The sequence below is a fragment of the Ruegeria sp. CDSA020 genome, assembly GCF_059612345.1.
Genome location: NZ_JBXWQK010000001.1, coordinates 573963 through 598465, shown reverse-complemented (window position 1 = coordinate 598465; position 24503 = coordinate 573963). Strand labels below are relative to the sequence as shown.

General features: G+C 57.3%; 23 protein-coding genes and 1 tRNA gene. 12 read left to right on the top strand and 12 right to left on the bottom strand.

Going from position 1 to position 24503, the window contains the following annotated elements:
- From AC2FJW_RS03010 to AC2FJW_RS02990, 5 genes are all read right to left on the bottom strand, one after another.
- A tRNA-Glu gene (locus AC2FJW_RS03010) sits at positions 1 to 75 on the bottom strand.
- Between the two features lie 98 nt (positions 76 to 173).
- Positions 174 to 1916 (bottom strand): single-stranded-DNA-specific exonuclease RecJ, encoded by a 1743-nt coding sequence (gene recJ, locus AC2FJW_RS03005; protein ID WP_496749170.1) that lies wholly within the window; start codon positions 1914 to 1916, stop codon positions 174 to 176.
- A 91-nt stretch (positions 1917 to 2007) separates the two neighbouring features.
- Positions 2008 to 2991, bottom strand: coding sequence for a class II fructose-bisphosphatase (gene glpX, locus AC2FJW_RS03000; protein ID WP_496749169.1), 984 nt, complete (start codon positions 2989 to 2991; stop codon positions 2008 to 2010).
- A gap of 69 nt (positions 2992 to 3060) precedes the next feature.
- Positions 3061 to 4347, bottom strand: coding sequence for a homoserine dehydrogenase (locus AC2FJW_RS02995; RefSeq protein ID WP_142634682.1), 1287 nt, complete (start codon positions 4345 to 4347; stop codon positions 3061 to 3063).
- A gap of 124 nt (positions 4348 to 4471) precedes the next feature.
- Entirely contained in the window at positions 4472 to 4720 is a 249-nt protein-coding gene (locus tag AC2FJW_RS02990) for a hypothetical protein (RefSeq protein WP_142634680.1), read from the bottom strand.
- A 100-nt stretch (positions 4721 to 4820) separates the two neighbouring features.
- Between AC2FJW_RS02990 and AC2FJW_RS02985 the strand changes: the two genes are divergently transcribed.
- Complete coding sequence (locus tag AC2FJW_RS02985; protein ID WP_142634678.1) at positions 4821 to 5408, top strand: TetR/AcrR family transcriptional regulator; 588 nt, start codon at positions 4821 to 4823, stop codon at positions 5406 to 5408.
- 7 nt (positions 5409 to 5415) lie between these two features.
- On the opposite strand, the gene AC2FJW_RS02980 is transcribed toward AC2FJW_RS02985, so the two are convergent.
- A complete protein-coding gene (locus AC2FJW_RS02980) occupies positions 5416 to 6327 on the bottom strand; it encodes a pirin family protein (RefSeq protein ID WP_496749168.1) in 912 nt (303 codons plus the stop codon).
- Between the two features lie 159 nt (positions 6328 to 6486).
- Here AC2FJW_RS02980 and AC2FJW_RS02975 point away from each other — a divergent pair, with 159 nt between their 5' ends.
- A complete protein-coding gene (locus tag AC2FJW_RS02975; protein ID WP_281972336.1) occupies positions 6487 to 6957 on the top strand; it encodes a hypothetical protein in 471 nt (156 codons plus the stop codon).
- Positions 6958 to 7028: 71 nt separating this feature from the next.
- Here the strand turns inward: AC2FJW_RS02975 and AC2FJW_RS02970 are convergent, their stop codons facing one another.
- Genes AC2FJW_RS02970 through AC2FJW_RS02960 form a run of 3 tightly spaced genes read right to left on the bottom strand, consistent with a single transcriptional unit; the run spans position 7029 to position 9857 of the window.
- The gene (locus AC2FJW_RS02970) at positions 7029 to 7709 is read right to left on the bottom strand and encodes a TadE/TadG family type IV pilus assembly protein (RefSeq protein WP_496687444.1); all 681 of its coding nucleotides are present in this window, start codon (positions 7707 to 7709) and stop codon (positions 7029 to 7031) included.
- Between the two features lie 4 nt (positions 7710 to 7713).
- Complete coding sequence (locus AC2FJW_RS02965) at positions 7714 to 8247, bottom strand: TadE/TadG family type IV pilus assembly protein (RefSeq protein ID WP_142634669.1); 534 nt, start codon at positions 8245 to 8247, stop codon at positions 7714 to 7716.
- Positions 8244 to 9857, bottom strand: coding sequence for a TadE/TadG family type IV pilus assembly protein (locus tag AC2FJW_RS02960; protein ID WP_496704917.1), 1614 nt, complete (start codon positions 9855 to 9857; stop codon positions 8244 to 8246). Before AC2FJW_RS02960 ends, AC2FJW_RS02965 begins: the two co-directional genes overlap by 4 nt.
- A gap of 332 nt (positions 9858 to 10189) precedes the next feature.
- Between AC2FJW_RS02960 and AC2FJW_RS02955 the strand changes: the two genes are divergently transcribed.
- The 4 genes from AC2FJW_RS02955 to rpoD all read left to right on the top strand — a co-directional run bounded on the left by AC2FJW_RS02955 (position 10190) and on the right by rpoD (position 16195).
- Positions 10190 to 11620 (top strand): Glu/Leu/Phe/Val family dehydrogenase, encoded by a 1431-nt coding sequence (locus tag AC2FJW_RS02955; protein ID WP_496749167.1) that lies wholly within the window; start codon positions 10190 to 10192, stop codon positions 11618 to 11620.
- 145 nt (positions 11621 to 11765) lie between these two features.
- Complete coding sequence (locus AC2FJW_RS02950) at positions 11766 to 12062, top strand: hypothetical protein (protein ID WP_142634663.1); 297 nt, start codon at positions 11766 to 11768, stop codon at positions 12060 to 12062.
- A gap of 80 nt (positions 12063 to 12142) precedes the next feature.
- Positions 12143 to 14092 (top strand): DNA primase, encoded by a 1950-nt coding sequence (dnaG, locus tag AC2FJW_RS02945; protein ID WP_496749166.1) that lies wholly within the window; start codon positions 12143 to 12145, stop codon positions 14090 to 14092.
- 114 nt (positions 14093 to 14206) lie between these two features.
- Positions 14207 to 16195 (top strand): RNA polymerase sigma factor RpoD, encoded by a 1989-nt coding sequence (gene rpoD, locus AC2FJW_RS02940; protein WP_142634659.1) that lies wholly within the window; start codon positions 14207 to 14209, stop codon positions 16193 to 16195.
- 193 nt (positions 16196 to 16388) lie between these two features.
- Here the strand turns inward: rpoD and AC2FJW_RS02935 are convergent, their stop codons facing one another.
- Positions 16389 to 17366 carry a helix-turn-helix domain-containing protein gene (locus AC2FJW_RS02935; RefSeq protein WP_496749165.1) on the bottom strand — a complete coding sequence of 326 codons (978 nt, stop codon included), beginning with the start codon at positions 17364 to 17366 and terminating at the stop codon, positions 16389 to 16391.
- Between the two features lie 305 nt (positions 17367 to 17671).
- On the opposite strand from AC2FJW_RS02935, the gene AC2FJW_RS02930 reads away from it, so the two are divergent.
- The 6 genes from AC2FJW_RS02930 to ribD all read left to right on the top strand — a co-directional run bounded on the left by AC2FJW_RS02930 (position 17672) and on the right by ribD (position 21280).
- A complete protein-coding gene (locus AC2FJW_RS02930) occupies positions 17672 to 18136 on the top strand; it encodes a thiol-disulfide oxidoreductase DCC family protein (protein ID WP_496749164.1) in 465 nt (154 codons plus the stop codon).
- Positions 18079 to 18681 carry a DUF4166 domain-containing protein gene (locus AC2FJW_RS02925; RefSeq protein WP_342781991.1) on the top strand — a complete coding sequence of 201 codons (603 nt, stop codon included), beginning with the start codon at positions 18079 to 18081 and terminating at the stop codon, positions 18679 to 18681. Before AC2FJW_RS02930 ends, AC2FJW_RS02925 begins: the two co-directional genes overlap by 58 nt.
- Before the next feature lie 78 nt (positions 18682 to 18759).
- On the top strand, positions 18760 to 19158 hold the full coding sequence (locus AC2FJW_RS02920; protein WP_142634653.1) for a hypothetical protein: 399 nt from the start codon (positions 18760 to 18762) through the stop codon (positions 19156 to 19158).
- A gap of 19 nt (positions 19159 to 19177) precedes the next feature.
- A complete protein-coding gene (locus AC2FJW_RS02915; protein ID WP_496749163.1) occupies positions 19178 to 19591 on the top strand; it encodes a secondary thiamine-phosphate synthase enzyme YjbQ in 414 nt (137 codons plus the stop codon).
- Positions 19592 to 19712: 121 nt separating this feature from the next.
- Positions 19713 to 20183 (top strand): transcriptional regulator NrdR, encoded by a 471-nt coding sequence (nrdR, locus tag AC2FJW_RS02910; protein WP_142634651.1) that lies wholly within the window; start codon positions 19713 to 19715, stop codon positions 20181 to 20183.
- Entirely contained in the window at positions 20180 to 21280 is a 1101-nt protein-coding gene (gene ribD / locus AC2FJW_RS02905) for a bifunctional diaminohydroxyphosphoribosylaminopyrimidine deaminase/5-amino-6-(5-phosphoribosylamino)uracil reductase RibD (protein WP_496700006.1), read from the top strand. Before nrdR ends, ribD begins: the two co-directional genes overlap by 4 nt.
- Here the strand turns inward: ribD and AC2FJW_RS02900 are convergent.
- On the bottom strand, positions 21277 to 23283 hold the full coding sequence (locus AC2FJW_RS02900; protein ID WP_496749162.1) for a capsule polysaccharide biogenesis protein: 2007 nt from the start codon (positions 23281 to 23283) through the stop codon (positions 21277 to 21279). The genes ribD and AC2FJW_RS02900 overlap by 4 nt on opposite strands.
- Positions 23283 to 24416, bottom strand: a complete 1134-nt coding sequence (locus AC2FJW_RS02895) for a polysaccharide biosynthesis/export family protein (RefSeq protein WP_496713435.1) — start codon at positions 24414 to 24416, stop codon at positions 23283 to 23285. Before AC2FJW_RS02895 ends, AC2FJW_RS02900 begins: the two co-directional genes overlap by 1 nt.
- Positions 24417 to 24503: the final 87 nt, after the last annotated feature.

Below are 24503 nucleotides of genomic sequence, written 5' to 3'. Positions count from 1 at the left end.
TGGTAGCCCGTAGGGGAATCGAACCCCTCTTTCCAGGTTGAAAACCTGGCGTCCTAACCGATAGACGAACGGGCCACGCTAGCTTGTGGGGGGCCTTTTACGGTTTCACTCTGACCCCCGCAAGCCGAAAAACGCAGGGTTGTGAAAGTTTTTTGGCGGTGGCGAATGCGGCCTTAGATCGCCTCGGCGGCATCTTCCAATCTGAGTTGTACGGTTTGCCGTCCACCCCATGTGTTCACCTCAAGTCGTCCGGCGAAATGAAAGCGCGCGCCGCCGTGATTGGTCAGCCGTTCCCCCATTGGTCCGTCAAAGGCGCCAAACGCGATGGCATCCAACCCGGCACCCACCCCGTCCGACAGCGACAGCTTCAGATGGGAGTCGCCGACCCGCTTGGCAAAGCGCACCTGTAAGTCCGGAAAGGCATACCGCGGAGCCGGAGCACTGGCGCCGAAAGGCCCTGCTTTTTCAATCTGTTCAATCAGATGGACAGTGGCCGCGCCGGGCATAAGTGTGCCTTCAAGTTTCAGGTCAGCAGGGCCGGTTTGACCTGCCCCTTGTTTTGCCAGCAATTCGCTGAGCCGTTCCATCGCCGGTTCCAGCTGATCACGCATGACCGTCAGGCCAGCCGCCATCTTGTGGCCGCCGCCCTTGACCAGCAGACCTTCCGCCGCCAGCCGCTGAATCGAGGCACCCAGATCGACACCGGTCACTGATCGGCCCGATCCTTTGCCCTCATCCCCGTCCAGTCCGATGACGATGGCGGGGCGGTTGGCGGTTTCTTTGAGGCGCGACGCGACGATGCCGACAACGCCCGGATGCCAGCCTTCCCCGGCCGCCCAGACCAAGGGCGCATCAAGGCCCCGTTCTTCGGCCTGTTCCATGGCGGCTGCCCGAACCGCATTTTCAATATCGCGCCGCTCGGTGTTCAACTCGTCCAGCCGTTGGGACAGAGCCTCTGCTTCATGGGTTGAATCGGTGCTGAGCAGCCGGGCACCCAGATCGGCCTGGCCGATCCGGCCCCCTGCGTTGACGCGCGGGCCCAGCATGAACCCCAGATGATAGCTGTTGGGCGCGGAATCCATCCGCGCCACATCCGACAGCGCCACCAACCCCGGTCTTTGTCGTTGCGCCATGACCTTTAGCCCCTGACGCACAAGCGCACGGTTTGCACCGATCAACGGGGCCACGTCCGCCACTGTGGCCAGCGCCACAAGGTCCAGCATTGCAATCAGGTCAGGCCCTTTTGCACCCGCTTCGCGCAATTGCCGTCCGGCCTCGACCAGCATCAGGAACACGACGGCGGCGGCACAAAAATAGCCAAGATCGCCGCTTTCGTCCTGTCTGTTCGGGTTCACCACGGCCACGCAATCGGGCAAAGTTTCACCACCAAGGTGGTGGTCCAGGACGATGACATCGGCCCCCTTTGCGGCGGCGATGGGTTCATGGCTGAGGGTTCCGCAATCGACGCAGATAATCAGATCATGCGCGGCGGCCAGTTCCTGCATCGCCGGGACATTGGGGCCATAGCCCTCATCAATCCGGTCAGGCACATAGAGCGTCGCCTGCAGGCCCATCTGACGCAACCACGTGAGTAGCAGAGCAGCCGAGCTGCCGCCATCCACGTCATAATCGGCAAAGATCGCAATACGCTGCTTTAGACGGACCGCAGTCAGAAAACGGGTTGCAGCGGTTTCCATGTCTTTCATCGCGCGCGGATCGGGCAACAGCTCTTTCAGCTTGGGTTCTAGAAATCCCGGAGCTTCCATTGCTGGAACACCGCGCCGGGCCAGAACCTGACAGACGGCCCGAGGCAATCCGGCTTGTTGTACCAGCATCTCGGTCGCGCGCTCTACATCCGCCGAGGGGCCGACCCAGCGACGTGCAGACAGTGAATGTTCAACCCCAAGAAAGCTCATGTCCTGCCCCTGATGTGCCAAGGCCGGACCCTCGCGGACCCGGCCTTATCATTTCTATGGATAGCCCTGCACGATGGTCAGGCGCAAGAACTTAGCCGTCGCTATGCGACCACGTCGGCGTGCGGTAGGACATGCGCCGAACCGACCCGGTTTTCGACCGCATCAACAGGGTGGTGGTTTCAACCCAGCCCGGCTCGCGCTTGATACGCGGCAGCAAAGAGCCGCCGGTGACGCCGGTTGCGGCAAAGATCACATCGGCGGTTACCATCTCATCGCGCGAATAGATGCGGTCCAGATCGGTGATGCCCGCTTTGGCGGCGCGGCCGCGTTCGTCATCATTGCGGAACAGCAGGCGGCCAAAGATCTGCCCGCCCATGCATTTCAGCGCTGCAGCGGCCAGAACACCTTCGGGGGCGCCGCCTTGGCCCATATACATGTCGATCCCGGTGACTTCGCTTTCGGCGCAGTGCATGACGCCAGCAACATCACCATCGGTGATCAGGCGGATAGATGCACCGGTTTCGCGAACTTCGGCAATCATAGCCTCATGCCGAGGGCGTTCCAGAATGCAGACGGTAATGTCGGCAGGCTCGCAATCCTTGGCCTTGGCCAGTGCTTCCACACGTTCGCGCGGGCTCATGCCCAGGCTGACAACGCCTTCAGGGAAACCCGGGCCAACGGCCAGTTTGTCCATATAAACGTCCGGTGCATGCAGCATTGATCCGCGCGGGCCCATTGCTATCACAGTTAACGCGTTGGGCATGTCCTTGGCGGTCAGCGTGGTGCCTTCCAGCGGGTCCAACGCGATGTCGACGCCGGGACCATTGCCGGACCCGACCTCCTCACCAATATACAGCATCGGTGCCTCGTCGCGCTCGCCTTCACCGATGACAACGACACCGGCGATATCCAGAAGGTTCAACTGTTCGCGCATGGCATTCACAGCGGCCTGGTCAGCGGCCTTTTCATCACCTCGTCCAACCAGCGAAGCCGAAGCAAGCGCAGCCTGTTCCGCAACCCGCGCCAGGCCCAGAGACAACAGGCGGTCATTGAAATCAATCTTGGCAGCACTCATTTTCACTATCCTCAGGTCAGTATCGGCGTCTTGTCCGGCATAGCCTGCGTATCGTGCAGGCCGCAAGGGTCAAACCTCTTCAATCCGCAAAGCAACCGGTGTGCCCGAAACAACATCGGTCTCGTGCAGGCCCAGCAAGGCGACATCCAGCGTGGCACGGGTGGTTTTGTGGGTAACTATCAGAACCGGCGCGGTGCTTTCCGCATGGGCGTATTGGCGCATGCGATCAATCGAGACCCCGGCATCGCCCAGGATGGCCGCAACTTTGGCCAAGGCGCCGGGTTTGTCTAGCAGACCCAGACGCAGATAATAGGGGGCAGGGCGACCAGTCAGCGCTGGCACTGCGTCCTGCAAAGAACTGGCAGGGCGGCCGAAGGTCGGAATCTGAAGCCCACGTGCCAGATCGCAGACATCGCCCATCACCGCGCTGGCCGTTGGACCCTCGCCTGCTCCGGGGCCACGCAGAACAACCTGCTCGACCGCGTCGCCTTCGATCACTACCATATTGGTGCCGCCTTCAAGCTGGCCCAGGGGCGAGTCACTGGGCACCAGACACGGCTGCATCCGCTGTTCAAGCCCCCGTGCCGTGCGCTGAGCCACGCCCAACAGTTTGATCCGGTATCCCATGTCATGGGCCTGGTCGATGTCATCCAGACTGATCTGCTGAATGCCTTCGATCTCGATCCCGTCGAAATTCGGTTTGGTGCCGAATGCGATTGAGGCAAGCAGCGCCAGTTTATGGGCGGCGTCTATCCCGCCCACATCCAGATTTGGATCGGCTTCAAGGTAACCCAGCTGCGCGCATTCGTCGAACAGGGCGTTATATCCCTGCCGCTGCGATTGCATCCGGGTCAGGATATAGTTGCATGTGCCATTCATCACCCCCATGACGCGGGTGATTTCGTTACCCGCAAGTCCTTCGGTCAGGGATTTGATCACTGGAATGCCGCCAGCCACGGCCGCTTCGAAGCGGATCACACGGCCCGCGGCTTCGGCCATTTCGGCCAGTTCCTGACCGTGAATGGCCAACAGGGCCTTGTTGGCGGTGACGACATCCTTACCACTGGCTAGCGCCGCTTCGACCGAGGCTTTGGCAGGTCCGTTTTCCCCGCCCATCAGTTCAACAAAAACATCAATATCGTCGCGCTGCGCCAAAGCGACAGGGTCAGTTTCCCAGGCATAATCCGACAGGTTCACACCGCGATCCTTGCCAGCGTCACGCGCGGAAACCGCTGTGATCTGGATGGGACGACCCGTTCGTGCCTGCAGCAGGTCGGCATGGCGGCGCACGATCCTGACGACACCCACACCAACAGTTCCCAAGCCCGCAATTCCAAGCCGCAGCGCCTGTGTCATCCTGTGGGTTCCTTTCCGCTCGAATATCCTAAACTGGGGTGTTTCCCCGTTCCCGCTGCCTTAGCGGGTTCGGCGCCGAGGCGCAATCCGCGACACCCATGCCGGGCGGCAGAAAACCTGAGGATTAATTGGTCTGAGCGTTTTGCAATGCCGTTGCCTTTTTCTTCAACGCCTTGCTGCGGTCGGTCAGTTCACTTTCGACCTCTGCCGCTTCGTACAGCGGGTCAACAGGCACAGCGAAAACATCTGCCAGTGGGGTTAATTTGGGGTAGGGGGCCGATTGCACATTTGGCCCTTCGCGGTCTTTCAGCTCGGGAAAATTGGTGCATCCCAGGCAGAGCAAAACTAGGGGCAGAAGAAGAAGGGGCTTCATGATGAAACCTTATTGTGGCAACTGGCATCCGTGATGCACTTTTTGTCCGGTCGTTTCAAGCGGGCTTCTATCTGAACATCCGTTCAGATATGGTGGATACATGGCACGTACACAAGGCTCACACTCGGACATTACCGGCCCGCGTATCCGGCAGGCAGCGCTTCGGCTTTTCGCGCGCCATGGGTATGCTGCTGTTTCCATGCGGAAAATTGCGGGCGAGGTTGGGGTGCAGGCCGGGGCATTGTACAATTACACCCCGGATAAGCAGAGCCTTCTGTTCCGTTTGATGCGCGACCATATGCAGGATTTGTTGTCCGCCTATGGCGAGCAAAAGCAAACTGGCGATCCGCAGGATGCTTTGCGTCGGTTTGTCGGATTTCACATCCGGTTCCACCTGCAGCGCCCTGACGAGGTATTCATCGCCTATATGGAACTTCGGAACCTCACGCCCGAAAACTTCGCCGAAATAGAGGATCTGCGCCGCAAGTATGAAGACGGGCTTGAGGCCATTTTGCGCGAAGGTCAGCGGGCGGGTATCTTTGCGGTCGCGGATACGAAGATTGCGACATTGGCGGTCATCGCCATGCTGAACGGCGTCATGACGTGGTATCGCGCCGGTGGGCGGCTTTCGCTGGACGAGGTTGAAGCCGTCTATTGGGACATGGTCCGAAAGGCGATGACTGCTTAAGGGGCAGTCAATGTGCCGGCCGAATAAACGTCCCGTTGCGCAATTCGCGAAAAGCCTGTTCCAGCTCGGTCCGGGTGTTCATGACGATGGGGCCGTGCCACGCGACCGGCTCATTGATCGGTGCGCCGGAAATCAGCAGGAACCGGACACCTTCCGGACCTGCCTGAACGGTCACTTCGTCACCACTCCCAAAGCGAACCAGTGTTCGGTCTCCCGACATGTCACGAATGTTCACCTCTTGGCCGCCAACTTCTTTTTCCAAAAGGACCCCCGCAGGCCGCGAGGCATCAGCAAAGGCGCCCGCGCCTTCGAATACATATGCAAATGCGCGACGGTAGGTGTCTATGGGGAAGGTCTTCTTCACACCTGCCGGAATTTGGATGTCCAGATACTGAGGGTCGGCGGCGATGCCGTCGACTGGGCCTGTCTTGCCCCAAAACGTCCCCACGATCACGCGGACAACGGTTCCGTCATCGTCCATGATTTCAGGGATCTCTTTACGCGGCACGTCTTGATATCGCGGTGTTGTCATCTTTTGGGCCGCGGGTAGATTGCCCCACAGCTGAAACCCGTGCATTTGGCCGGTTTGGCTTCCCTTGGGCATTTCCTGATGCAGGATTCCGGACCCTGCCGTCATCCACTGCACATCACCCGCGCCAAGTGTTCCGTTATTGCCAAGTGAATCCGAATGGTCAACCGAGCCGGACAGGACATAGGTGATCGTCTCGATCCCGCGATGCGGATGCCATGGAAATCCAGCCTGATAGTCCTGCGGGCGTTCATTGCGAAAGTCGTCGAACAGCAAAAAAGGATCCAGTTCTGACGGATCCTGAAAGCCGAAGGCGCGGTGCAGTTTAACGCCTGCACCCTCCATTGTCGGTATGGCCTTTCGGGTTTCCAAAGTCGGTCTGAGGGACATTGCTGCGCTCCTGTTGCTATGGGGAAGATGTACCGCACTGCCATGGCGGGTCAATTTGCGCTGAAACACGCAACCTGTGCGAAATTCAGCAGGTGCGTTCGCCTCTGTTGTTTGGCTGGGAAAGTGGCTAAACCCAACTGCAAAGTGGGAGAGCAGCAAATGCAACAAGAAGTTCTGGCCGTGGTCAAAGCCTCATCACCCAGGCGGTGGATGGGTGTCGGAATGTTGTCGACCGTGGGCTTTCTGGTTGTTTTCGTCGCGCTTGCCGCGCCGCCGGAGCCATCCTGGCAGGCATTCCTGTTTGTGGTAGGCGCGGCGTCCTTCTGGCTGGCCTATCGCATGTGGCAGGCAACCTCGGATTGGATCGAGCTGACTGAGACCGAACTCAGAACCGGGGCAGGGCAGCCGATCGCCGCAATAGAAGACATTGAAACCGTCGAAAGAGGCGCGTTTGCCTTCAAGCCGTCGAATGGCTTTCTGGTAACAACCCGGCAATCAGGTGCAAATAGATGGGCGCCGGGGCTGTGGTGGCGCTTGGGACGCCGCGTTGGCATCGGCGGCATGACATCCGCCGCCGAAACCAAATTCATGTCCGAGATTTTGTCTGTGATGGTGGCAGAGCGCGGCTAGGTCAGACCTTCAGCGCCACCTCGTTATTCGAAGGCGGGGTGGAAGGCACTAAGATGCCAACCCACCCTGTCCTAGTTCGTTGCGCTTTCCGCACTCGCACCGGAATCCCCTGTGCCAGGGTCCTCGATTTCACCGATCTCGCCAGACCCGTCGGGATTTTCCTCAATTTCAACAACGCCCGACACATTTGCCGCAACCTCATTGGTAAAGCGTGGGCGTGTAAAGACGAAATTTTCAAAGACATGTTCGCCTTTGAGGAAATCTACCCCATAGATCGAGTCAAAGACCGGAATGTAAGCATTCGCCGTTTCAACAATGATCAGTGTGTCCTGGTTCGGCATAGGCGGCAGGTTATCACGCATGCGGTCGATATTGTCGTCGGTCCAGATGCTGTCGTAACCGCGCGCGGTTGACCATCTGACGTAATGACGATCATCCTGTTCGTCGAACACAACCAGCGACACGCGCAGATTCATCTGTGATCGGTTGTTGACCATCGCCACCAGCAGCGAATGCAATGAGGTGATATAAGTGTCCGTGATCGTGCCGGTCTCGCGAGAGATCAAATCGCCAACGGTATACGCCGCTTTCAGGTTAGATGCGCTTTGGCGGAAGCCGTCGAAATACGTGAAAGCGCCTGTGATCGTCCACACCAGCATCGGAAAGACAAGCAAAGCCTCAACCGTGAGTACCCCACTCTCGTCTTTCGTCTTGGATTTCAGAAGATTCCGGAGCTTTGAAATGAAAAACATAGGCTTACAGAGGCTCCTGTACGAAGGCAGTCGTCGCGGTAAGTTCGATCTGGCCTGATTCATCCGACAAAATACGCCCCATCGCCGATGTAGGGAAAATCGGATCGACCTTTGCGCAGGCCCGAAGGATCATCAACTCGTTCGAAAGGCCATTTTCGAAAGCGCGAACTGGGTTCACTTCTTCAGAATTGTCAGTGCAATCCGGGACAGGCGGTAGGTTCAACCCGACAAACGCGCTTTGTTGCAGCATCTCCAGCTGCAAGTTGGTGGTACAGCGTTTGATCACTACAACGCGATCACAGATCGTGCTTTTTATCTGATCATGCGTTGGGTTGGTGCCCGTGCCGAGGCGAATGTCGCGAACTGTCTGGTCCACAGCCCGCTCTAACATCGCCTGCTGCAAGGTGACCACCGAATACTCCATCGCACTCAGGATGAAGAACATGAATGCCGGGAAGATGATCACAAACTCGACGGTGACCGCCCCATCTTCCCTGCGTCTTAGGCTTCGCAGCTTTGAAACAAGGGCTCCGATCATTGGGTCAACCGCAGTTTTCTGATCGACGACGCGATAGAAGCAAATGCGTCTTCCAGGTCCAGACCGTTCACATTGTATACATGGCTGTCCGAGCTGGCACAGTCCTTGATGGTTTTGTACCCGGCTCTGGGTGCTTCGAAGGCGATGCCATAGACAATGACGCCCTCATCCTTGGCTGCGTTACAGATATGCTTGGTGCGCTGGTTCTTGGCCGAAGTCTCAACTTTGGCATACGCTTTCGAGTACCACTCGGCCCATGCACTTGACTGCCAGTAGTAGTTATATCTTGCATTCCAGGCCAACGACACACGGTTGAAAAGTTCTGGATAGGTCAGGCGAACAGCCGTACCCAATTCTTCGTTGGCTGGTGTCTCTGGATCAGGATTGCCGAACGGATGGTCCGCCCATGTGTTCTGCTGTGGCCAGAAAAAGTTCGGGCGACCCTGCGAATGGTAGACTGTGTATTCGGAGGCCTCAGCATTGTACCAGACATCAGACAAGCCCTCCCGAAGGGACGGGTTCAGCATATACTGGTCCGTGTTCTGACCGTCGGTCATTACGATTACAATTTTCAAGATGTCCGAGTTATAGTCTGACGGGCGGGTCCGGAAGTGATTTGGAACGATGTTGTCGTCAGCCAGGTCGCTCACAATGCCACGAACGCTTGGGTCCAGGAAGGCCACGCCCCATTTCATGCCGACATCTATCGAGGTGTTCCCGGTTGCAGTCAACGCCTTGATCTGTTTGGTCAATGCCTCCAGATTATCGGTAACAGGCGTAATCGCACTGCCATCGCGGACCGGGCAAACCGGTGTTCTGATCGAGCCTTCGGAATAGGTGAAGGGGTCAAAATGTGCAGTGCGTTCCAGCCTGTCATCACGCTCTAGGTCCGCGTCGCTATACTGTTCAGGGATAAAGTTCACACAATGGGAGTAGTTGTGCTCTGCTGTAACGTTGGTGAATTTGCTCAGGATGGGTTCACCCGCGTTGACCTGAGTTGCGTAAGGCACGATCGAGATCGAAATGCCCGTGCGGTTCGGATCATCTGAATCCAGCATCAGCGTGACAAATTCTGTGGCCGCATCCTGCAGAAGCGCAATTTTGCTCTTCCCGCCAGAACGCGAATAGTTGTTCATTGAGCCTGAGATGTCGAGAACCAGCGAGATTTCAACAGCACCAATGCTTTCGACGGCCGTGCTGGCCGCGTTAGCGGTCAAGCTGTTGACGCCAGAGAAATGCATAAAGTGGGTTTTGATGGTCGCCTCGGCGGTGGCTGATACTTTACGTGATCCAAAGCCTTCTTCCACCACGACAGAAGTGATTTTGCCGCCCAGCCCGGCCTTCTCGAAATAGGCATCGACAATTTCGCGTGCGGGCTTTTTCTGATCAAGGTCAGCGGCCGCAAGAACGGCGCGGTCCAATGTTGATTGCAGATTGGCGCGGTCGCGTTCAAAATTCATTAGGTCAACGCCAGCTCCGGTCGAAGCGAAGATCACCAGGAAACCCAACAATACAAAGATTGTGAATGTACCGTCTTCGCTTTTTGCGAACCGGCGCGCGCTTAGCGCGGATTTAGCGCCGCTTTTGCTTTCGCGTAGAAACTTGGGCATTTTCATCTTGCAGACCTCGCTGAGCAGACATCCAAAGCTGCTAAGGAAAAGTTAACGTATGGAAATTAACTGCGAAACGTGGCGGGAATTGGGCGAAAAGGGCCCAGTTTTGGCTGGTTTGAGGGAAATTGAGGGATAATTCCGGACTGTCGCGCGGGGCTGTATTCGATGCGTGAACAATTCGGCGGATAATGTCTGGGTTTGGCGACTCAGCCAGAGTTCGAATATTTCCCCGTAACTTGAGATTTTATTTCTGCTTAAACATTGATCGTTTAGCAAAGGGGTGCGACAAAACGTCAGAACGCAAGTCGTTCGCCGGCACGGAGGTTTAAATGACGGCCACAAAAGAACCCAGCTTTCGAGAGAGTGTAGATCTAATGTTTAACAGGGCAGCGTCCCTGATGGATCTGCCTCCGGGCCTTGAAGAAAAGATAAGGGTCTGCAACGCCACCTACACTGTACGCTTCGGCGTCCGGCTGCGCGGTGACATACACACATTCACCGGATATCGATCGGTGCATTCCGAGCATATGGAGCCGGTGAAAGGCGGTATCCGCTTTGCCTTGGCGGTCAACCAGGACGAAGTCGAAGCGCTTGCGGCGCTGATGACCTATAAATGCGCTCTGGTCGAAACGCCGTTTGGCGGATCAAAGGGTGGGTTGTGTATCGACCCACGCCAATACGAAGAGCATGAGCTTGAACAGATCACCCGCCGGTTCGCCTATGAGTTGGCCAAGCGCGACCTGATCAACCCGTCACAGAACGTGCCAGCCCCGGATATGGGGACGGGTGAGCGTGAAATGGCGTGGATGGCGGACCAATACGCCCGGATGAATACAACTGACATCAACGCGCGCGCCTGTGTGACAGGCAAGCCGCTGAATGCTGGCGGTATTGCCGGACGGGTCGAGGCCACGGGCCGCGGCATTCAATATGCGCTGCGCGAGTTTTTCCGCCATCCTGAGGACATTCAAAAGGCAGGGCTGTCGGGCAAGTTGGACGGCAAGCGCGTAATTGTTCAGGGTTTGGGAAATGTGGGCTACCACGCTGCCAAGTTCCTGAGCGAGGAAGATGGCTCTCGTATCGTAGGCATCATTGAATGGGATGGTGCGCTGTATAATCCCGACGGGATCGACGTCGAGTCGGTTCGCCAATGGATCATCAAGCATGGCGGTGTCAGCGATTATCCCGACGCCACCCATTCCGCCGAGGGCGGGGCCGTACTGGAAGAAGAGTGCGACATCCTGATCCCGGCGGCGCTGGAAGGTGTGATCAACCTTGATAATGCCGATCGCATCAAGGCCCCGTTGATCATCGAAGCTGCAAACGGCCCGGTGACAGCTGGTGCAGACGAAGTTCTGCGCGATAGGGGCGTCGTGATCATTCCTGATATGTACGCAAATGCTGGCGGTGTGACCGTTTCGTATTTCGAGTGGGTTAAGAACCTCAGCCATATCCGGTTTGGCCGCATGCAGCGTCGCCAGGAAGAGTCGCGGCACGAGCTGATCGTCAGTGAACTGGAACGGCTGGACCGCTATCTGGGCGATGCCTGGTCCATGTCTCCGAACTTCAAGGCGAAATACCTGAAAGGTGCGGATGAGCTTGAGCTTGTTCGTTCTGGGCTCGATGACACTATGCGGATTGCTTACCAGTCGATGCGTGAAGTCTGGCACAGTCGCGACGATGTCGAGGATCTGAGGACCGCTGCCTACATCGTGGCCATTGACCGTGTCTCGAAAAGCTACCGCGCTAAGGGGCTTTGACAATACACTCTGCGGGCGGCTGGCATCTGATCCATCGCCCGCAGGACCAAGGCGCAACAGGGCTGCGCAAGATGCAATTCGACGATGGCGCGCATCCGCGCCCGGCAGTAGACTTCAGCGACGAGAACGAATCCCGGAGACCACCATGTTGCGTATTGCCGTTGCGGCTATTTTACTGGCCACACCTCTGGCTGCTCAGGAAACAAAAGAACAAAGCTGCCAGCATCAGGCGGATGTCGTGGCGGCGATCCAGCAGGCGCGACTTGACCGCGTGAAGGAGCGCGACGTGCCGCAAGCCGTGGCCGATACAGGTCCGACCTGGCCCGCGAACTATAATGCCGCGATCCCGCTGATCACCCCTTGGGTCTATGAGCAGAAGATGCGCGATGTGCGCAAAAAGGATCTCGGCGCCACGTGGATGGAGCTGTGCCTGCAGCAGTAATCCAAAACCTTGCGATTTCTTTGCGGACAAACGCGCGCCTTCCCCTTGGCGCGCGTTGCCGTTTCTGTCAGGTTTAACCCATGTCATTACCACCCGGTTTTCTGGATGAGTTGCGCACCCGGCTGAGCTTGTCTCAGGTCGTCGGGCGCAAAGTCATGTGGGACGCGCGCAAGTCCAATCAGGGCAAGGGCGACATGTGGGCTCCGTGCCCGTTCCATCACGAGAAGACAGCATCGTTCCACGTCGATGACCAAAAGGGATTCTATTACTGCTTTGGCTGCCATGCCAAAGGGGATGCGATCAGCTTCGTGAAAGAGACCGAGAATGTCTCGTTCATCGAAGCGGTCGAAATTCTCGCGCGTGAAGCCGGAATGCCGATGCCAGAACGTGACCCTAAGGCGCAAGAGAAACAGGATCGTCGCACGCAACTGGCCGAGGTGATGGAACAGGCGGTGCAGTTCTTTCGGTTGCAGCTGAAAACAGGGGCAGGTGGGGAGGCGCGCGATTATCTGGCGCGGCGCGGCTTGAAAGAGCAGGCGCTGGATCAGTGGGAAATCGGCTTTGCTCCCGACGGTTGGCAGGCGCTTTGGGATCACCTACGCGGCAAGAACGTGGCCGAAGATCTGATCCTTGGTGGGGGTCTGGCGAAACCCTCGAACAAAGGTAAAAAGCCCTATGACACGTTTCGGAACCGGATCATGTATCCGATCCGGGATCCGCGCGGGCGTTGCATTGCGTTCGGTGGCCGAGCGATGGACCCCAATGACAATGCGAAATATCTGAACTCGCCCGAAACTGAACTGTTCGACAAGGGGCGCAGCCTCTATAACCAAGGCCCAGCGCGGCAGGCTGCCGGCAAAGGGCAGCCATTGATCGTGGCCGAAGGATATATGGATGTGATCGCGCTTGCCGAGGCCGGTTTTGGCGCATCGGTGGCCCCATTGGGCACCGCAATCACCGAGCATCAGTTGCAACTGCTGTGGCGTATCTCGGACGAGCCGATCATTGCGCTGGATGGCGACACGGCGGGTTTGCGTGCTGCGATGCGGGCGGTCGATCTGGCCCTGCCGCTGCTTGAGGCAGGAAAGTCCTTGCGCTTTGCGCTGATGCCCGAGGGCAAAGACCCTGACGACCTATTGCGGGCGGAAGGACCGGCAGCCGTGCAGGCGGTGTTGGAAGGGGCAATGCCGATGGTCAGGCTGCTCTGGCAGCGCGAAACCGAAGGCAAGGTGTTCGACAGCCCCGAACGCAAAGCAGCTTTGGACAAGGTCTTGCGCGACAAGATCAAGCTGATCCGTGACCCGTCGATCCGGTCGCATTACGGGCAAGAGATCAAAGACCTGCGCTGGCAGCTGTTTCGCCCTCAAAGGCAGCCACAAAACCGCACCTGGCAAACACGCGGGAAATGGAAGCCCCAGCCGCAACCGGCCACACCGGGCGCGCGGGCGTCATTCCTGGCATCATCCGACAATGCCGATATCCAGATGCGCGAAGCCGCCATTCTGGCCATCGCCGCATTGAACCCCCAAGTCGTGGTGCAGTTTGAACACCAACTGGAAGAAATGGAGTGCCGTGACCAAGATCACGCGGGCCTGCGCGATGCCATTCTGCGGCACGCGATAGATGATCCTGAGAACCTCAAACAACATATTGCGGAAACTTTGGGACATCACACCCTTGAAAACTTGCTGGCCCTTCGCCATGTCGCAGTGATCCCCTGCGTGAATAAACCGGGCGACGTTGAAAAGGCCGAAATGACATTGGCTGAGGAACTCGCCAAAATCAAAGCTCTCAGGGGTCTGGACGCAGAGATTGCCGAAGCCGCAGAGGAGCTGTCTGATCTGGACGATGAAGCGTTGACCTATCGCTTGGCGCAAGCCGCCGAAGAGCGCAACAGAACAAGCCGAAGCCAGAATGAAGACAGGGCCGTTTTCGACATCGCTGACAATGGTGCGCGAATCAACCGCGACGAGAAGGATGCGTTTAAGGCAATCATGTCAGGTATCAATTTCGAGCGAAAACGCCGGTAATGTGGTGTTTTCGTAAGGCACTGGAAAAGAAAAACAGGTAAACGGGTGGCCGAATCACTTCAACGCGCTAATGATTCGGTTCAATCGAATCACCCATCCCTGCAGGAGCATTGAATGGCCGCCAAGGATACAAACGAAGACAGCAAATCCGACGAGCAGGAACAGGAAATCTCGCTGGACATGAGCCAGACTCAGGTCAAGAAGATGATCGCCGAGGCCCGCGAGAAAGGTTACATCACCTACGACCAGCTCAATCAGGTCCTGCCGCCTGATCAGGTCAGCTCGGAACAGATCGAAGACGTTATGTCGATGCTGTCCGAGATGGGGATCAACATCATCGAAGATGAAGAGGCGGAAGAGGAAGAGAATAAAGGCTCGACCGACCTGATCACAACGGAAAGCAACCGTGAGGTCACGCTGGCCGGTGCCGCCGCCGAAAAGCTTGATCGTACCGATGACCCGGTGCGCATGTATCTGCGCGAAATGGGTTCGGTCGAACTGCTCAGCCGTGAGGGCGAGATTGCTATCGCCAAGCGGATCGAGGCTGGTCGCAATACGATGATCCTGGGGCTTTGTGAAAGCCCGCTGACCTTCCAGGCGATTACGATCTGGCATGATGAATTGCTGTCCGAAGACATTCTGCTGCGCGACGTCATTGATCTGGAGGCCACTTTCGGCAATCAGATGGACGAAGACGGCGATGTCGAAGAGCCGGTCGTCGACACTTCGACCGTGCAGGCCGCAAAGCCCGCCAAGGAAGAAGGCCCCGAGCTGGATGCCGATGGCAACCCGATTGCGACCGATGATGACGATGACGAAGACGAGCAGGCGAACATGTCGCTGGCTGCTATGGAAGCTGCTCTGAAAGATCAGGTTCTGACGACGCTCGAGCGTATTTCGACTGATTTTGCGATGCTGAGCGAAATGCAGGATAGCCGGATTTCGGCAACCCTGAACGAAGACGGCACATTCAGCGACACGGACGAAGCGACCTATCAGAAGCTGCGCGCCGAGATTGTCGAGCTGGTGAACGGCCTTCATCTGCACAACAACCGGATCGATGCTTTGATCGACCAGCTCTATGGCATCAATCGTCGGATCATGTCGCTGGACAGCTCGATGGTGAAGCTGGCGGATCAGGCCCGCATCAACCGTCGCGAATTTGTTGACGCCTATCGTGGGCGTGAACTGGACCCGAACTGGCTGGCTGAGATGGCTGAAAAGCCGGGCCGGGGCTGGCAGATGTTCATCGAACGCTCGACCTCCAAGGTCGAGGAACTGCGCAACGATATGGCTCAGGTCGGGCAATATGTTGGCCTGGACATCAGCGAATTCCGCCGCATCGTACAGCAGGTCCAGAAAGGCGAGAAAGAGGCGCGCCAGGCCAAGAAAGAAATGGTCGAAGCCAACCTGCGCCTGGTGATCTCGATCGCCAAAAAATACACGAACCGTGGTCTGCAATTCCTTGATCTTATTCAGGAAGGTAACATTGGCCTGATGAAGGCCGTAGACAAGTTCGAATACCGCCGCGGGTATAAGTTCTCGACCTACGCCACCTGGTGGATCCGTCAGGCGATCACCCGGTCCATCGCGGATCAGGCACGCACGATCCGTATCCCGGTCCATATGATCGAGACGATCAACAAGTTGGTTCGGACCGGACGTCAGATGCTGCATGAAATCGGCCGCGAGCCGACGCCGGAAGAACTGGCCGAAAAGCTGCAGATGCCGCTGGAGAAGGTCCGCAAGGTGATGAAGATCGCCAAGGAACCGATCAGCCTGGAAACGCCGATTGGCGACGAAGAAGACAGCCAGCTTGGCGATTTCATCGAGGACAAGAATGCTGTGCTGCCGTTGGACAGTGCTATTCAGGAAAACCTCAAGGAAACGACCACGCGTGTTCTGGCCTCACTTACCCCGCGGGAAGAACGGGTTCTGCGGATGCGGTTTGGCATCGGTATGAACACCGACCACACTCTGGAAGAGGTCGGCCAACAGTTCAGCGTGACCCGCGAACGTATCCGTCAGATCGAGGCGAAGGCGCTGCGAAAACTGAAACACCCCAGCAGGTCGCGAAAGTTGCGGTCGTTCCTGGATCAGTAACCCAGAAAGGCGCCTCGACCGAGGCGCCTTTTTCGTTTGAAACCACTGTTCACGGTGGCTTGTAGAAACATCAATTTGGCGAGAACTCACAAGAAGCCCGCTGCGCGTCTTCCTATATCCGCAATGTCCACTCATGGGACGGGCCGGGGCGAGGCTGCAAGGCTGACGACCCCCGGCTACCTCAAAGTTACGATCACGGGTCCAGGCGGCTGCGGAAAGCGCTGGGCGCGCGACCCGTCCACCGTTTGAAAGCGGTGGAAAAGGCGGGTTGGTCTGCGTAGCCAAGTGAGAATGCAATTTCAGATAGCTGCATACCGTTGGTGATGAAAGTTTGGGCCAGATCACAGCGCAGATCGTCTGCGATCTCTCGATAGCTTGACCCTTCATCTTTTAGCCGACGCGCAAATGTTCGCGGGCTCATGCCGAGATTGGCTGCTATGTCATCGGCTTGCGGAAAATTCCCCGGCATCGAACGTGTAATCAGACCCTCGACCTGCGCCCGCAATTTTTGCTTAGGCGAGGCCCGATCTGCCAGGACGCGTTCCCCGTACTCAATCAGATGCTCTCGAAGCATCGGGTCATATGTGGGCACGGGAAGATCCAGAGATGAAGGCGACAGAACAATCTCTAGGTTTTCTGCTCCAAACTCTACCGAAAATCCTGCAAGCTTTTGAAATAGGTTTCTTTTCTCTCCAACCTCGTGTTGAAAGCGAATTGCTATGGGGTGGAAGTCTGACTGCGTCAGGTTCCGCATTCGCGCCAGTGTCCCAAACATCAAAAACTCTGTGCGTCTGTGATACCGGGCAAAACTTGCGTCTTCCCAATCCGCCTCGAAGGACACAAAATTCCCGGCATGGCGCAGACTGAAGGTGATTGTGGGATCTATGATGCGAGAGAAGCGGGTTGTGTTTTCAAACACCTGTCGGAGGTCACGAGAGTACTTGCTGATATAGGCTGTAATGCTAGAGGCCGAACTGACTTTTGAACCCGCATAGGCGGCAAAAGTTATGTCGCGCATAGCGTCGCAGGCATATCTGATGAACATCGCCTCAGTTTGCGCACTGTAGACTGTAGTGGGGGGAGCGATTGCCGCTCGGCTTAGACCGCTGCGTTCCAAAAGCTGGTCTGCCAACTCTGGGCCGCCCGAACGCTCATCTACCGTTCGGGTCAAGTGTTGAATTCTGGCAATATCAAGTTCCATATCCAATTCTTAATGCTTTCGCGAAAAATTTGAACCCAGTTTGCAGGAGTGCAGGCAAACCCATCTGGCAGGTTTTCACATGTTTCTGGCACTTTTCAGCAAGGATATAGCAACGCAAAGGCATAGTTACCTCGTGTTGTCGGGTCAGCACCTTATGGGGATGAGGGTAGAGCTCCGGTCGTCTCAGACTAGCGATCGGTGGCTCCCCGGCACGTTTCATCTGAAAACCTACGTGTCGCATTGCGAATTTTACCCTTCAATGGCACGGTCCGGTTGTGGCGAAATTGATCTGGTATCCAATGCAAGACCGGGCGATCTCAGATGTGGGAACCGAGCAGAACCTCATCGTTTTTGATGGAGAATGCGTGCTGTGTTCTCGGTTTTTCAGGTTCATGCTGTGGGCTGACACAAAGAAGCGGTTCAAGTTTGTAATTGCCCAGTCCCCCATAGGACAAAGCCTTTACCGGCAACTCGGCCTGCCCAACGACGAGTTTGAAACCAATCTTGTGATCGTTGACGGTGTTGTGCATCAGCGCTTGGATGCTTTTGCTGCTGCAATGCGCAGCTTACCCGCTTTGTGGCCTGTTCTGTCGGCCTGTCGATTTCTTCCGCGGTTTTTGAAGGATCCGCTTTATCATTTCATCGCGCGCCACCGATTTGCATTCTTTGGACGGTTCGAAACGTGCCTGGTTCCGGATTCATCCATGAAAGCGCGGTTCTTCCCCGGAGGGTATGCGTGAGGCCGGACCCATTTCTGCAGGCCCTTCCAGCCAATTCTGAGGTGCCGGATGCGGTCCGAAAATTCCACAGTGAAACGGCAGAGTTTACAGGACTATGCAGCATCCAAAGAGGAACCGGGTGGTTGACCTCTTTGTCATTGTGGTTGGGTGGGTTTCCCCCCGCTGCAGATACTCAGACGGTCCGCATTCGAACCAAACTCAATGGCCAGGAATGGGAATGGTTCAGGGATTTTGGCGGGCATGAGACGCTGTCTCATCTTGTCTACGACGCAGACAGGCGGTGCGTGAAAGAGAGGATCGGAGGGCTGACCATCTGGATGCGCCCACAGGTTCGAGGTCAAAAGCTGCATTTGAACATCCTGCGCCTCACTCTATTGGGGGTGCCATGCCCAAACTTTCTTTTACCGCGTTCGGCGACGGTGGAATGGCAGGATGATCAAGGCCGGTTTCGGTTCGATGTTTCGGCAGAAATGCCGATGTTGGGTCAACTGATCCGATATCGGGGCTGGCTGATGCCGGTTCACGTAAATAGGAACAATGCCTGAAATGAACGTGAGGTGGCTTTGCCATGGCCGCCTGCAATCTACTTTAATATTTACCAAGAAACATGAGAGAGTAGCATTATGAAAAAAGTGATCACATCTGCGGTTCTGGCGGCCGCCACGTTGTTTGAACCGGGGGCGGTGACAGCAGCACCAAACGGTTTTCAGACTGTTGCAGTAAACGACAAAGTGTTTGAGGTGATCCCGCGCGCGCGTAGGGATGTGGATGGCTATTGGTGCGCTGCTGCAGATTTTGCTCGTCGCAGCTTGGGGGCAGGGTGGCAGCAGAATATCTATGTTGTGCGTGGATATGGCCCAAGCGAAGCCACCGGTCGCCGCACGGCGGTCCAATTCTCGTTGACCCCTCCAGCAAATGTCGAGCAGAGCACAAGCTTTGTTTCCATTGGTTTCCAGCCGGGGCAGAGCAGGTCCGTCCAGAACGCGAATGGCCTGTGTTTCCGGCAGCCAATTTTTGATTAAAGAAGGTAAGACCCGCGTTTTGCAGACCGAGTTTATAATTTCAACGCAGGGGCCGGGGCTGTATGAGTTCACCTCGGGTATACGAGACTGGCTTGCCCCAAGCGGTCGCGACGGATTGTTGACCCTGTTTGTGCGCCATACCTCGTGTTCTCTGGCCATTCAGGAAAATGCGGACCCCGAGGTGCGGACGGATTTGCAGGCCTTTTTCGAACGTCTAGTGCCACCGGCGGATGATCCGTCGATGGCGTATTTAAGGCACACCTATGAGGGGCTAGACGATATGCCAGCACATATCAAAGCTGCGTTGCTGCCTGTGTCCTTGGGCATTCCTGTCGCCGCAGGGGTGCCCATGCTGGGGACATGGCAGGGCGTTTATCTGTTTGAACACCGGACCCAATCACACAACCGACGCGTCGCTGCGCATTTCGCGTGACCCCTTTATTTAGCGGTAAAAATTTCCGACTACCCAAATCCTAGAGGCTGCCCTATAGTTGTGGATAAGTGGGCCACAGCGCTTACTAAAAGAGGCGGAACAAGAGACGAGGAGACGGCGGATGCGCTGCCCGTTTTGCGGAAATATCGACACTCAGGTCAAAGATTCACGCCCGGCAGAGGATCATGTCGCGATCCGCAGGCGCCGTTTCTGCCCGGCTTGCGGCGGACGGTTCACCACCTATGAACGCGTTCAGTTACGCGATCTGGTTGTGATCAAAACCAATGGAAAACGCGAGGATTTCGATCGAGACAAGCTGGAACGGTCGATCCGTATCTCGATGCAGAAACGCCCGATTGATCCGGAACGCATTGATCAGATGATCTCGGGTATTGTGCGACGGCTGGAAAGCATGGGCGATACCGACATTCCGTCCAGCAAGATCGGTGAAATTGTTATGGAAGCTCTGGCGCGGATCGACACCGTTGCCTATGTTCGGTTTGCAAGCGTGTATAAGAATTTCCAGGCGGCCGATGATTTCGAGGAGTTTGTCCACGAACTGCGCCCGCCGCAGCCTTCGACGGACGAGTGAGCGAAACAGATAAGCGATATATGGCGCTGGCCCTTGCCTTGGGGCGGCGCGGACAGGGGACGTGCTGGCCCAACCCATCCGTTGGCTGCGTACTCGTACAGGACGGGCGGATTGTTGGGCGTGGTTGGACGCAACCTGGTGGTCGGCCACATGCGGAAACCGAAGCGTTAAGACAGGCGGGATCGCAGGCGCGTGGCGCGACTGCTTATGTCTCGCTTGAACCCTGCGCCCATCACGGACAGACCCCGCCTTGCGCTCAGGCCTTGATTGAGGCAGGTGTGGCGCGTGTTGTTTCAGCCATCGAAGACAGTGATCCGCGTGTTGCCGGGCAGGGCTTTGCCATGCTGCGCGAGGCTGGGATTGACGTGACAACCGGTGTTCTTGCGGATCAGGCGGCCCGCGACCACGCCGGTTTCTTTCTAAAGACCGAACAGGGCCGGCCATTTGTCACGCTTAAACTGGCCAGCAGTTTTGACGGGCGCATTGCGACCGAAAGCGGCCATAGTCAGTGGATTACGGGTCAGACCTCGCGGCGGGCTGTTCATGCCATGCGGGCAACGCATGATGCTGTTATGGTTGGGGCAGGTACGGCGCGCGTAGACGACCCCTCTCTGACAGTTCGGGATCTTGGGATTGAACGTCAGCCTGTGCGCGTCGTCGTTTCGCGCCATCTGGATATCCCGTTGATGGGTCAACTGGCACGCACCGCCTCGAAAATTCCGGTGTGGTTGTGCCATGGTCCGTCACCGGATGCCGAACGTGCAAAAGCGTGGGAAGGACTGGGCGCAAGGCTTATCCCCTGCGCGTTACGCGATCATCACATTGACGCCGCTGACCTGTTGCTGCAGTTGGGGCAGGAGGGTTTGACCCGCGTCTTTTGCGAGGGCGGATCGTCCCTGGCTGCGTCGCTTTTGGTGGATGAACTGGTTGATGAGTTGATCGGCTTCAGTGCCGGGCTTGCGATTGGTGCCGAAGGTTTGCCTGCCATCGGGGCGCTTGGTATGGATCGTCTGGATGAGGCACCACGGTTTGAGCTGCTGGAGACCCGCATCATCGGTCAAGACGTGATGCATCGCTGGGCGCGGGCATTGCGCTAACGGCGCCAGAGATGCGCCTGTGTTGCGAAAACGCCCTGTAGTTTCGAGAGCAGTCTAAGGCCGGGGCCAGATCGGCTCTGGTAGCCGTCTGTCAGCCTTTCCAATACCACTTCCGGAGGGCAGGGCATGCCGGTGACAGGGTCCAGATACCTCGGGTAATCGATCAGTGCGGCATGGATCAATCCCAGCAGGGAGGGCCGTGCACCACGACGGGCGGGGACGGACCCCAAATCCTGGGTCAAACCCCAACCAGCATAAAAGGGTGCACCGAGCGTTGTGACCGGCAATCCGCGCATCAGCGCCTCGAACCCTAGCAGAGAGGTCATGGTCCAGACCTCCTGAACCTCACCCAACAATGCGGCGGGATCGGTGTTCGTGACGATCAGGTCTGCTAGCCCCTCAGCCTCGGCCTCACCTTCACGCAGGCCAGCTTCGACATCGGGATGCGGTTTATAGATCAGAACGGCGGTCGGGTTCATCTCTCGGGCCGTGCGCAGAAGTTCAGTATTGGTGCGAACGGTGCTGGTTCCAAACAGGATCGAGGCATCGTCCTCGACCTGTCCGGGCACCAGAATGCGGTGACCTTTTGGCAAGTCCGGAACCGGGCCGCCGGTGTTATATTTGCTGACCGCTCCGGCGATAATCTGTGTCACCAACCGCTCGGCCCGCAATTCCTGATCCGGCCGCAGGGTCTCCCGCTTGGCGATCATCTCTTCCAACCTGCTGGGTTTGGTCGGGTCGTAATAGATCCCAAGGTCATCCAGCGACAGCGACAGAGGCGGCACAAGGCTGGCCCCCAACCCACGGGACCGAACGAAGCCATCCTCGACCCGTGTGACGTTTTCCATATCACGGCCGTGCCGCGCCCAAACCATGTGGGGACGATCTGGGATTTCGGGAACGTCAGGCGTGAATTTTACCTTTTTCTCGCGCCCAAACATGTGCTGCAGGTGCCTGCGTTTCCAAAGCCGCATCCCGGATGCCGTCCAGCCCTTGTGATCTTGTCGCCAGGCGCGGGTCAGACCTTCAAGCGTGTCCAGCACGGATTCGAATTCGCACAGCTGATCCCGATAGGGATCGTACCACTTAGGATAAAGAACCATGGTGGCGGCGAAGAGTTGCGCGCGCGTCAGGTTTCGTTGGCGTCTTGGGAAATGGGCTTCGTCTTGGGTAAGACCCCATCCGGCGTAAAACGGTTGGCCGAAGACGCGGGGTTTGTGACCGGCCAATATGGCCTCGAACCCAAGTTGCGAGGACAGGGTGTAGACGCCCACAGCGCCCTCTAACAAGGTCCAGGGGCTGATGGCGCTGTGCTGAAAGGATACGCGGTCGGTCAGATCATCGGCAGAGTAATATCCGGGCCGGTGCCCTGCGATCGTGTCGGGGTGGGTTTTGATCAGAACGGTCGCGCCGGGGTTCTCCTCTTGCGCCATAACCAGCATCTCGCGGAACCGGGCCTCATCGCCGCCGCTTGCCCTTACAGAAGCATCGTCGCGTGCTTGATCGACAACCAGGACATACCCTGGTTCCGGCGCAGGGGTCGCGGGATCATAGGCGGAATACTTACTCAGATGCAGTTCGCGCAGCCGCGCCATCCCGCCACGTGCCCGGTTCAGCAGGGCCGTATTATCCAACGGGTCGGTCGCAAGAAGTGTTTCCAGATCCGAAGGCTGTGTTGGATCAAAATGCACACCGCTGCGATCAAGCAGCAGACCCAGCGGCGCCTCGCCACTGCGTCCTGAGTGCAGAGATCGCAGGAATGCATCCTCTACGCGCAAGATCGGAGCATTGTATTTGGTCGCTATACGCAGTCCACGATGTGCCGTCGGGCTATTGCCCCAGATTCCCACCAGATCCGACCCCTTGGGCGTGCCGATGCCGATATCATATCCGGTCAGTGACAGAATTCTCCGCACGCGCGCGGCTGTCAGAAATCCGCCATTATAGACCAAAAGACGACTGCGTTCGGCCTTGGCATGCGTTCCTTGTGGAACGGAGGGCATCATCCGCCTGTCAGGGTCGTGACATTGGCAAGCGGGGTCAGGCCACCGGCGATCAACGAGATGGATTTGCTCCATTGCGCGTAAGGTGCTTCGGTGACGTAAATTGTGTCATCATCGCGGATGACAAAGTCGCGGGCGATGAAAAGGCCATTGGGTGCTGTCAGGTTCAGCACGTAGATCATGCGCTGCTCTCCCTGCAGGTCCGGTTTTCCCATGACTGACCGGACAATGTCCTGTCGTTCCTTTCGTAGAACGAAAATGCCGGTCGGGTCCGAAGACAGGGGCTGTAAGCCACCAACCTGTGCCAGCGCTTCCAGCGCGGACAGATCCTGACTGTCGAATGCCACGCGCGACTGACCGCCCGTCGCCCCCAAGGCGACATAGGACCTGTTGTCGGCTTCGACTAGAATGCGGTCGCCACCCCGCAGGGCAACGTCAAATTCCGGGTTGCGGAACAAGTCATTGTACCAGACCGTCCCTTTTTGACTGCCTCGGATTAGTGTCACCAGGGCGATATCGGACCCTTCGATCACGCCGCCAGCCCGTGTCAGCATTCCGGCCAGTGTGCGGGTTGGTCGTTCGATCGGATAGATCCCGGGTGCGGACAGGGTGCCCGACAGCGAAACGGTTGATCCGTCCCCGGCGATACGGCGCACTTCGACCTGAGGATCAGGGGTCTGATCCTGGAGCTTTTCCGTGATCAACGTGCGAAGCTGTTCCGGCGTGTTTCCGGCTGCGCGCAGGCGCCCGGCATAGGGAACAAAGATGAAGCCCTCGCTATCGACCTGTACCTCTTCCAGGGATGTTGAGGCGCCGGTCTCTCCGGATAACAGCCCGTCATCTACGTTTTCCCAGATTGTCAGGCCCAGTACATCACCCGGACGAACCGTGTCGGCGGTCAGGTTCTGAGCGCTACGGAAGGTTTGCGAGAACCCGTATTGAGGCACTGCCGACGTGACCTGCGCCACCCGGTCGTCGACCTCAACAACATAGGCGTTTCCACCTTTCGTGGTCGAACCGGCAAGGATTTCGGATTTGTTTGGGCCGGTTTTAGGTAGTTGGCACGCGGCCAGCAGGCCAAGAGCGGCCACAAGGGTTACACCCCGTCCCCATCGGATTGGAAAGCGCTGCACTGCCGAATATCCTCGAACGTCTTGGTTTTGGTCTTTTGTTTCCAGCAGCGTACTTGTTTCCAACTGCAATCGCCAGCATCAAGAGGG

What these genes read in the sequence shown, in the direction of transcription:
- recJ (WP_496749170.1), bottom strand. Translation starts at nt 1,916, where the DNA reads ATGAGCTTTCTTGGGGTTGAACATTCACTGTCTGCACGTCGCTGGGTC.
- glpX (WP_496749169.1), bottom strand. Translation starts at nt 2,991, where the DNA reads ATGAGTGCTGCCAAGATTGATTTCAATGACCGCCTGTTGTCTCTGGGC.
- AC2FJW_RS02995 (WP_142634682.1), bottom strand. Translation starts at nt 4,347, where the DNA reads ATGACACAGGCGCTGCGGCTTGGAATTGCGGGCTTGGGAACTGTTGGT.
- AC2FJW_RS02990 (WP_142634680.1), bottom strand. Translation starts at nt 4,720, where the DNA reads ATGAAGCCCCTTCTTCTTCTGCCCCTAGTTTTGCTCTGCCTGGGATGC.
- AC2FJW_RS02985 (WP_142634678.1), top strand. Translation starts at nt 4,821, where the DNA reads ATGGCACGTACACAAGGCTCACACTCGGACATTACCGGCCCGCGTATC.
- AC2FJW_RS02980 (WP_496749168.1), bottom strand. Translation starts at nt 6,327, where the DNA reads ATGTCCCTCAGACCGACTTTGGAAACCCGAAAGGCCATACCGACAATG.
- AC2FJW_RS02975 (WP_281972336.1), top strand. Translation starts at nt 6,487, where the DNA reads ATGCAACAAGAAGTTCTGGCCGTGGTCAAAGCCTCATCACCCAGGCGG.
- AC2FJW_RS02970 (WP_496687444.1), bottom strand. Translation starts at nt 7,709, where the DNA reads ATGTTTTTCATTTCAAAGCTCCGGAATCTTCTGAAATCCAAGACGAAA.
- AC2FJW_RS02965 (WP_142634669.1), bottom strand. Translation starts at nt 8,247, where the DNA reads ATGATCGGAGCCCTTGTTTCAAAGCTGCGAAGCCTAAGACGCAGGGAA.
- AC2FJW_RS02960 (WP_496704917.1), bottom strand. Translation starts at nt 9,857, where the DNA reads ATGCCCAAGTTTCTACGCGAAAGCAAAAGCGGCGCTAAATCCGCGCTA.
- AC2FJW_RS02955 (WP_496749167.1), top strand. Translation starts at nt 10,190, where the DNA reads ATGACGGCCACAAAAGAACCCAGCTTTCGAGAGAGTGTAGATCTAATG.
- AC2FJW_RS02950 (WP_142634663.1), top strand. Translation starts at nt 11,766, where the DNA reads ATGTTGCGTATTGCCGTTGCGGCTATTTTACTGGCCACACCTCTGGCT.
- dnaG (WP_496749166.1), top strand. Translation starts at nt 12,143, where the DNA reads ATGTCATTACCACCCGGTTTTCTGGATGAGTTGCGCACCCGGCTGAGC.
- rpoD (WP_142634659.1), top strand. Translation starts at nt 14,207, where the DNA reads ATGGCCGCCAAGGATACAAACGAAGACAGCAAATCCGACGAGCAGGAA.
- AC2FJW_RS02920 (WP_142634653.1), top strand. Translation starts at nt 18,760, where the DNA reads ATGAAAAAAGTGATCACATCTGCGGTTCTGGCGGCCGCCACGTTGTTT.
- nrdR (WP_142634651.1), top strand. Translation starts at nt 19,713, where the DNA reads ATGCGCTGCCCGTTTTGCGGAAATATCGACACTCAGGTCAAAGATTCA.
- AC2FJW_RS02900 (WP_496749162.1), bottom strand. Translation starts at nt 23,283, where the DNA reads ATGCCCTCCGTTCCACAAGGAACGCATGCCAAGGCCGAACGCAGTCGT.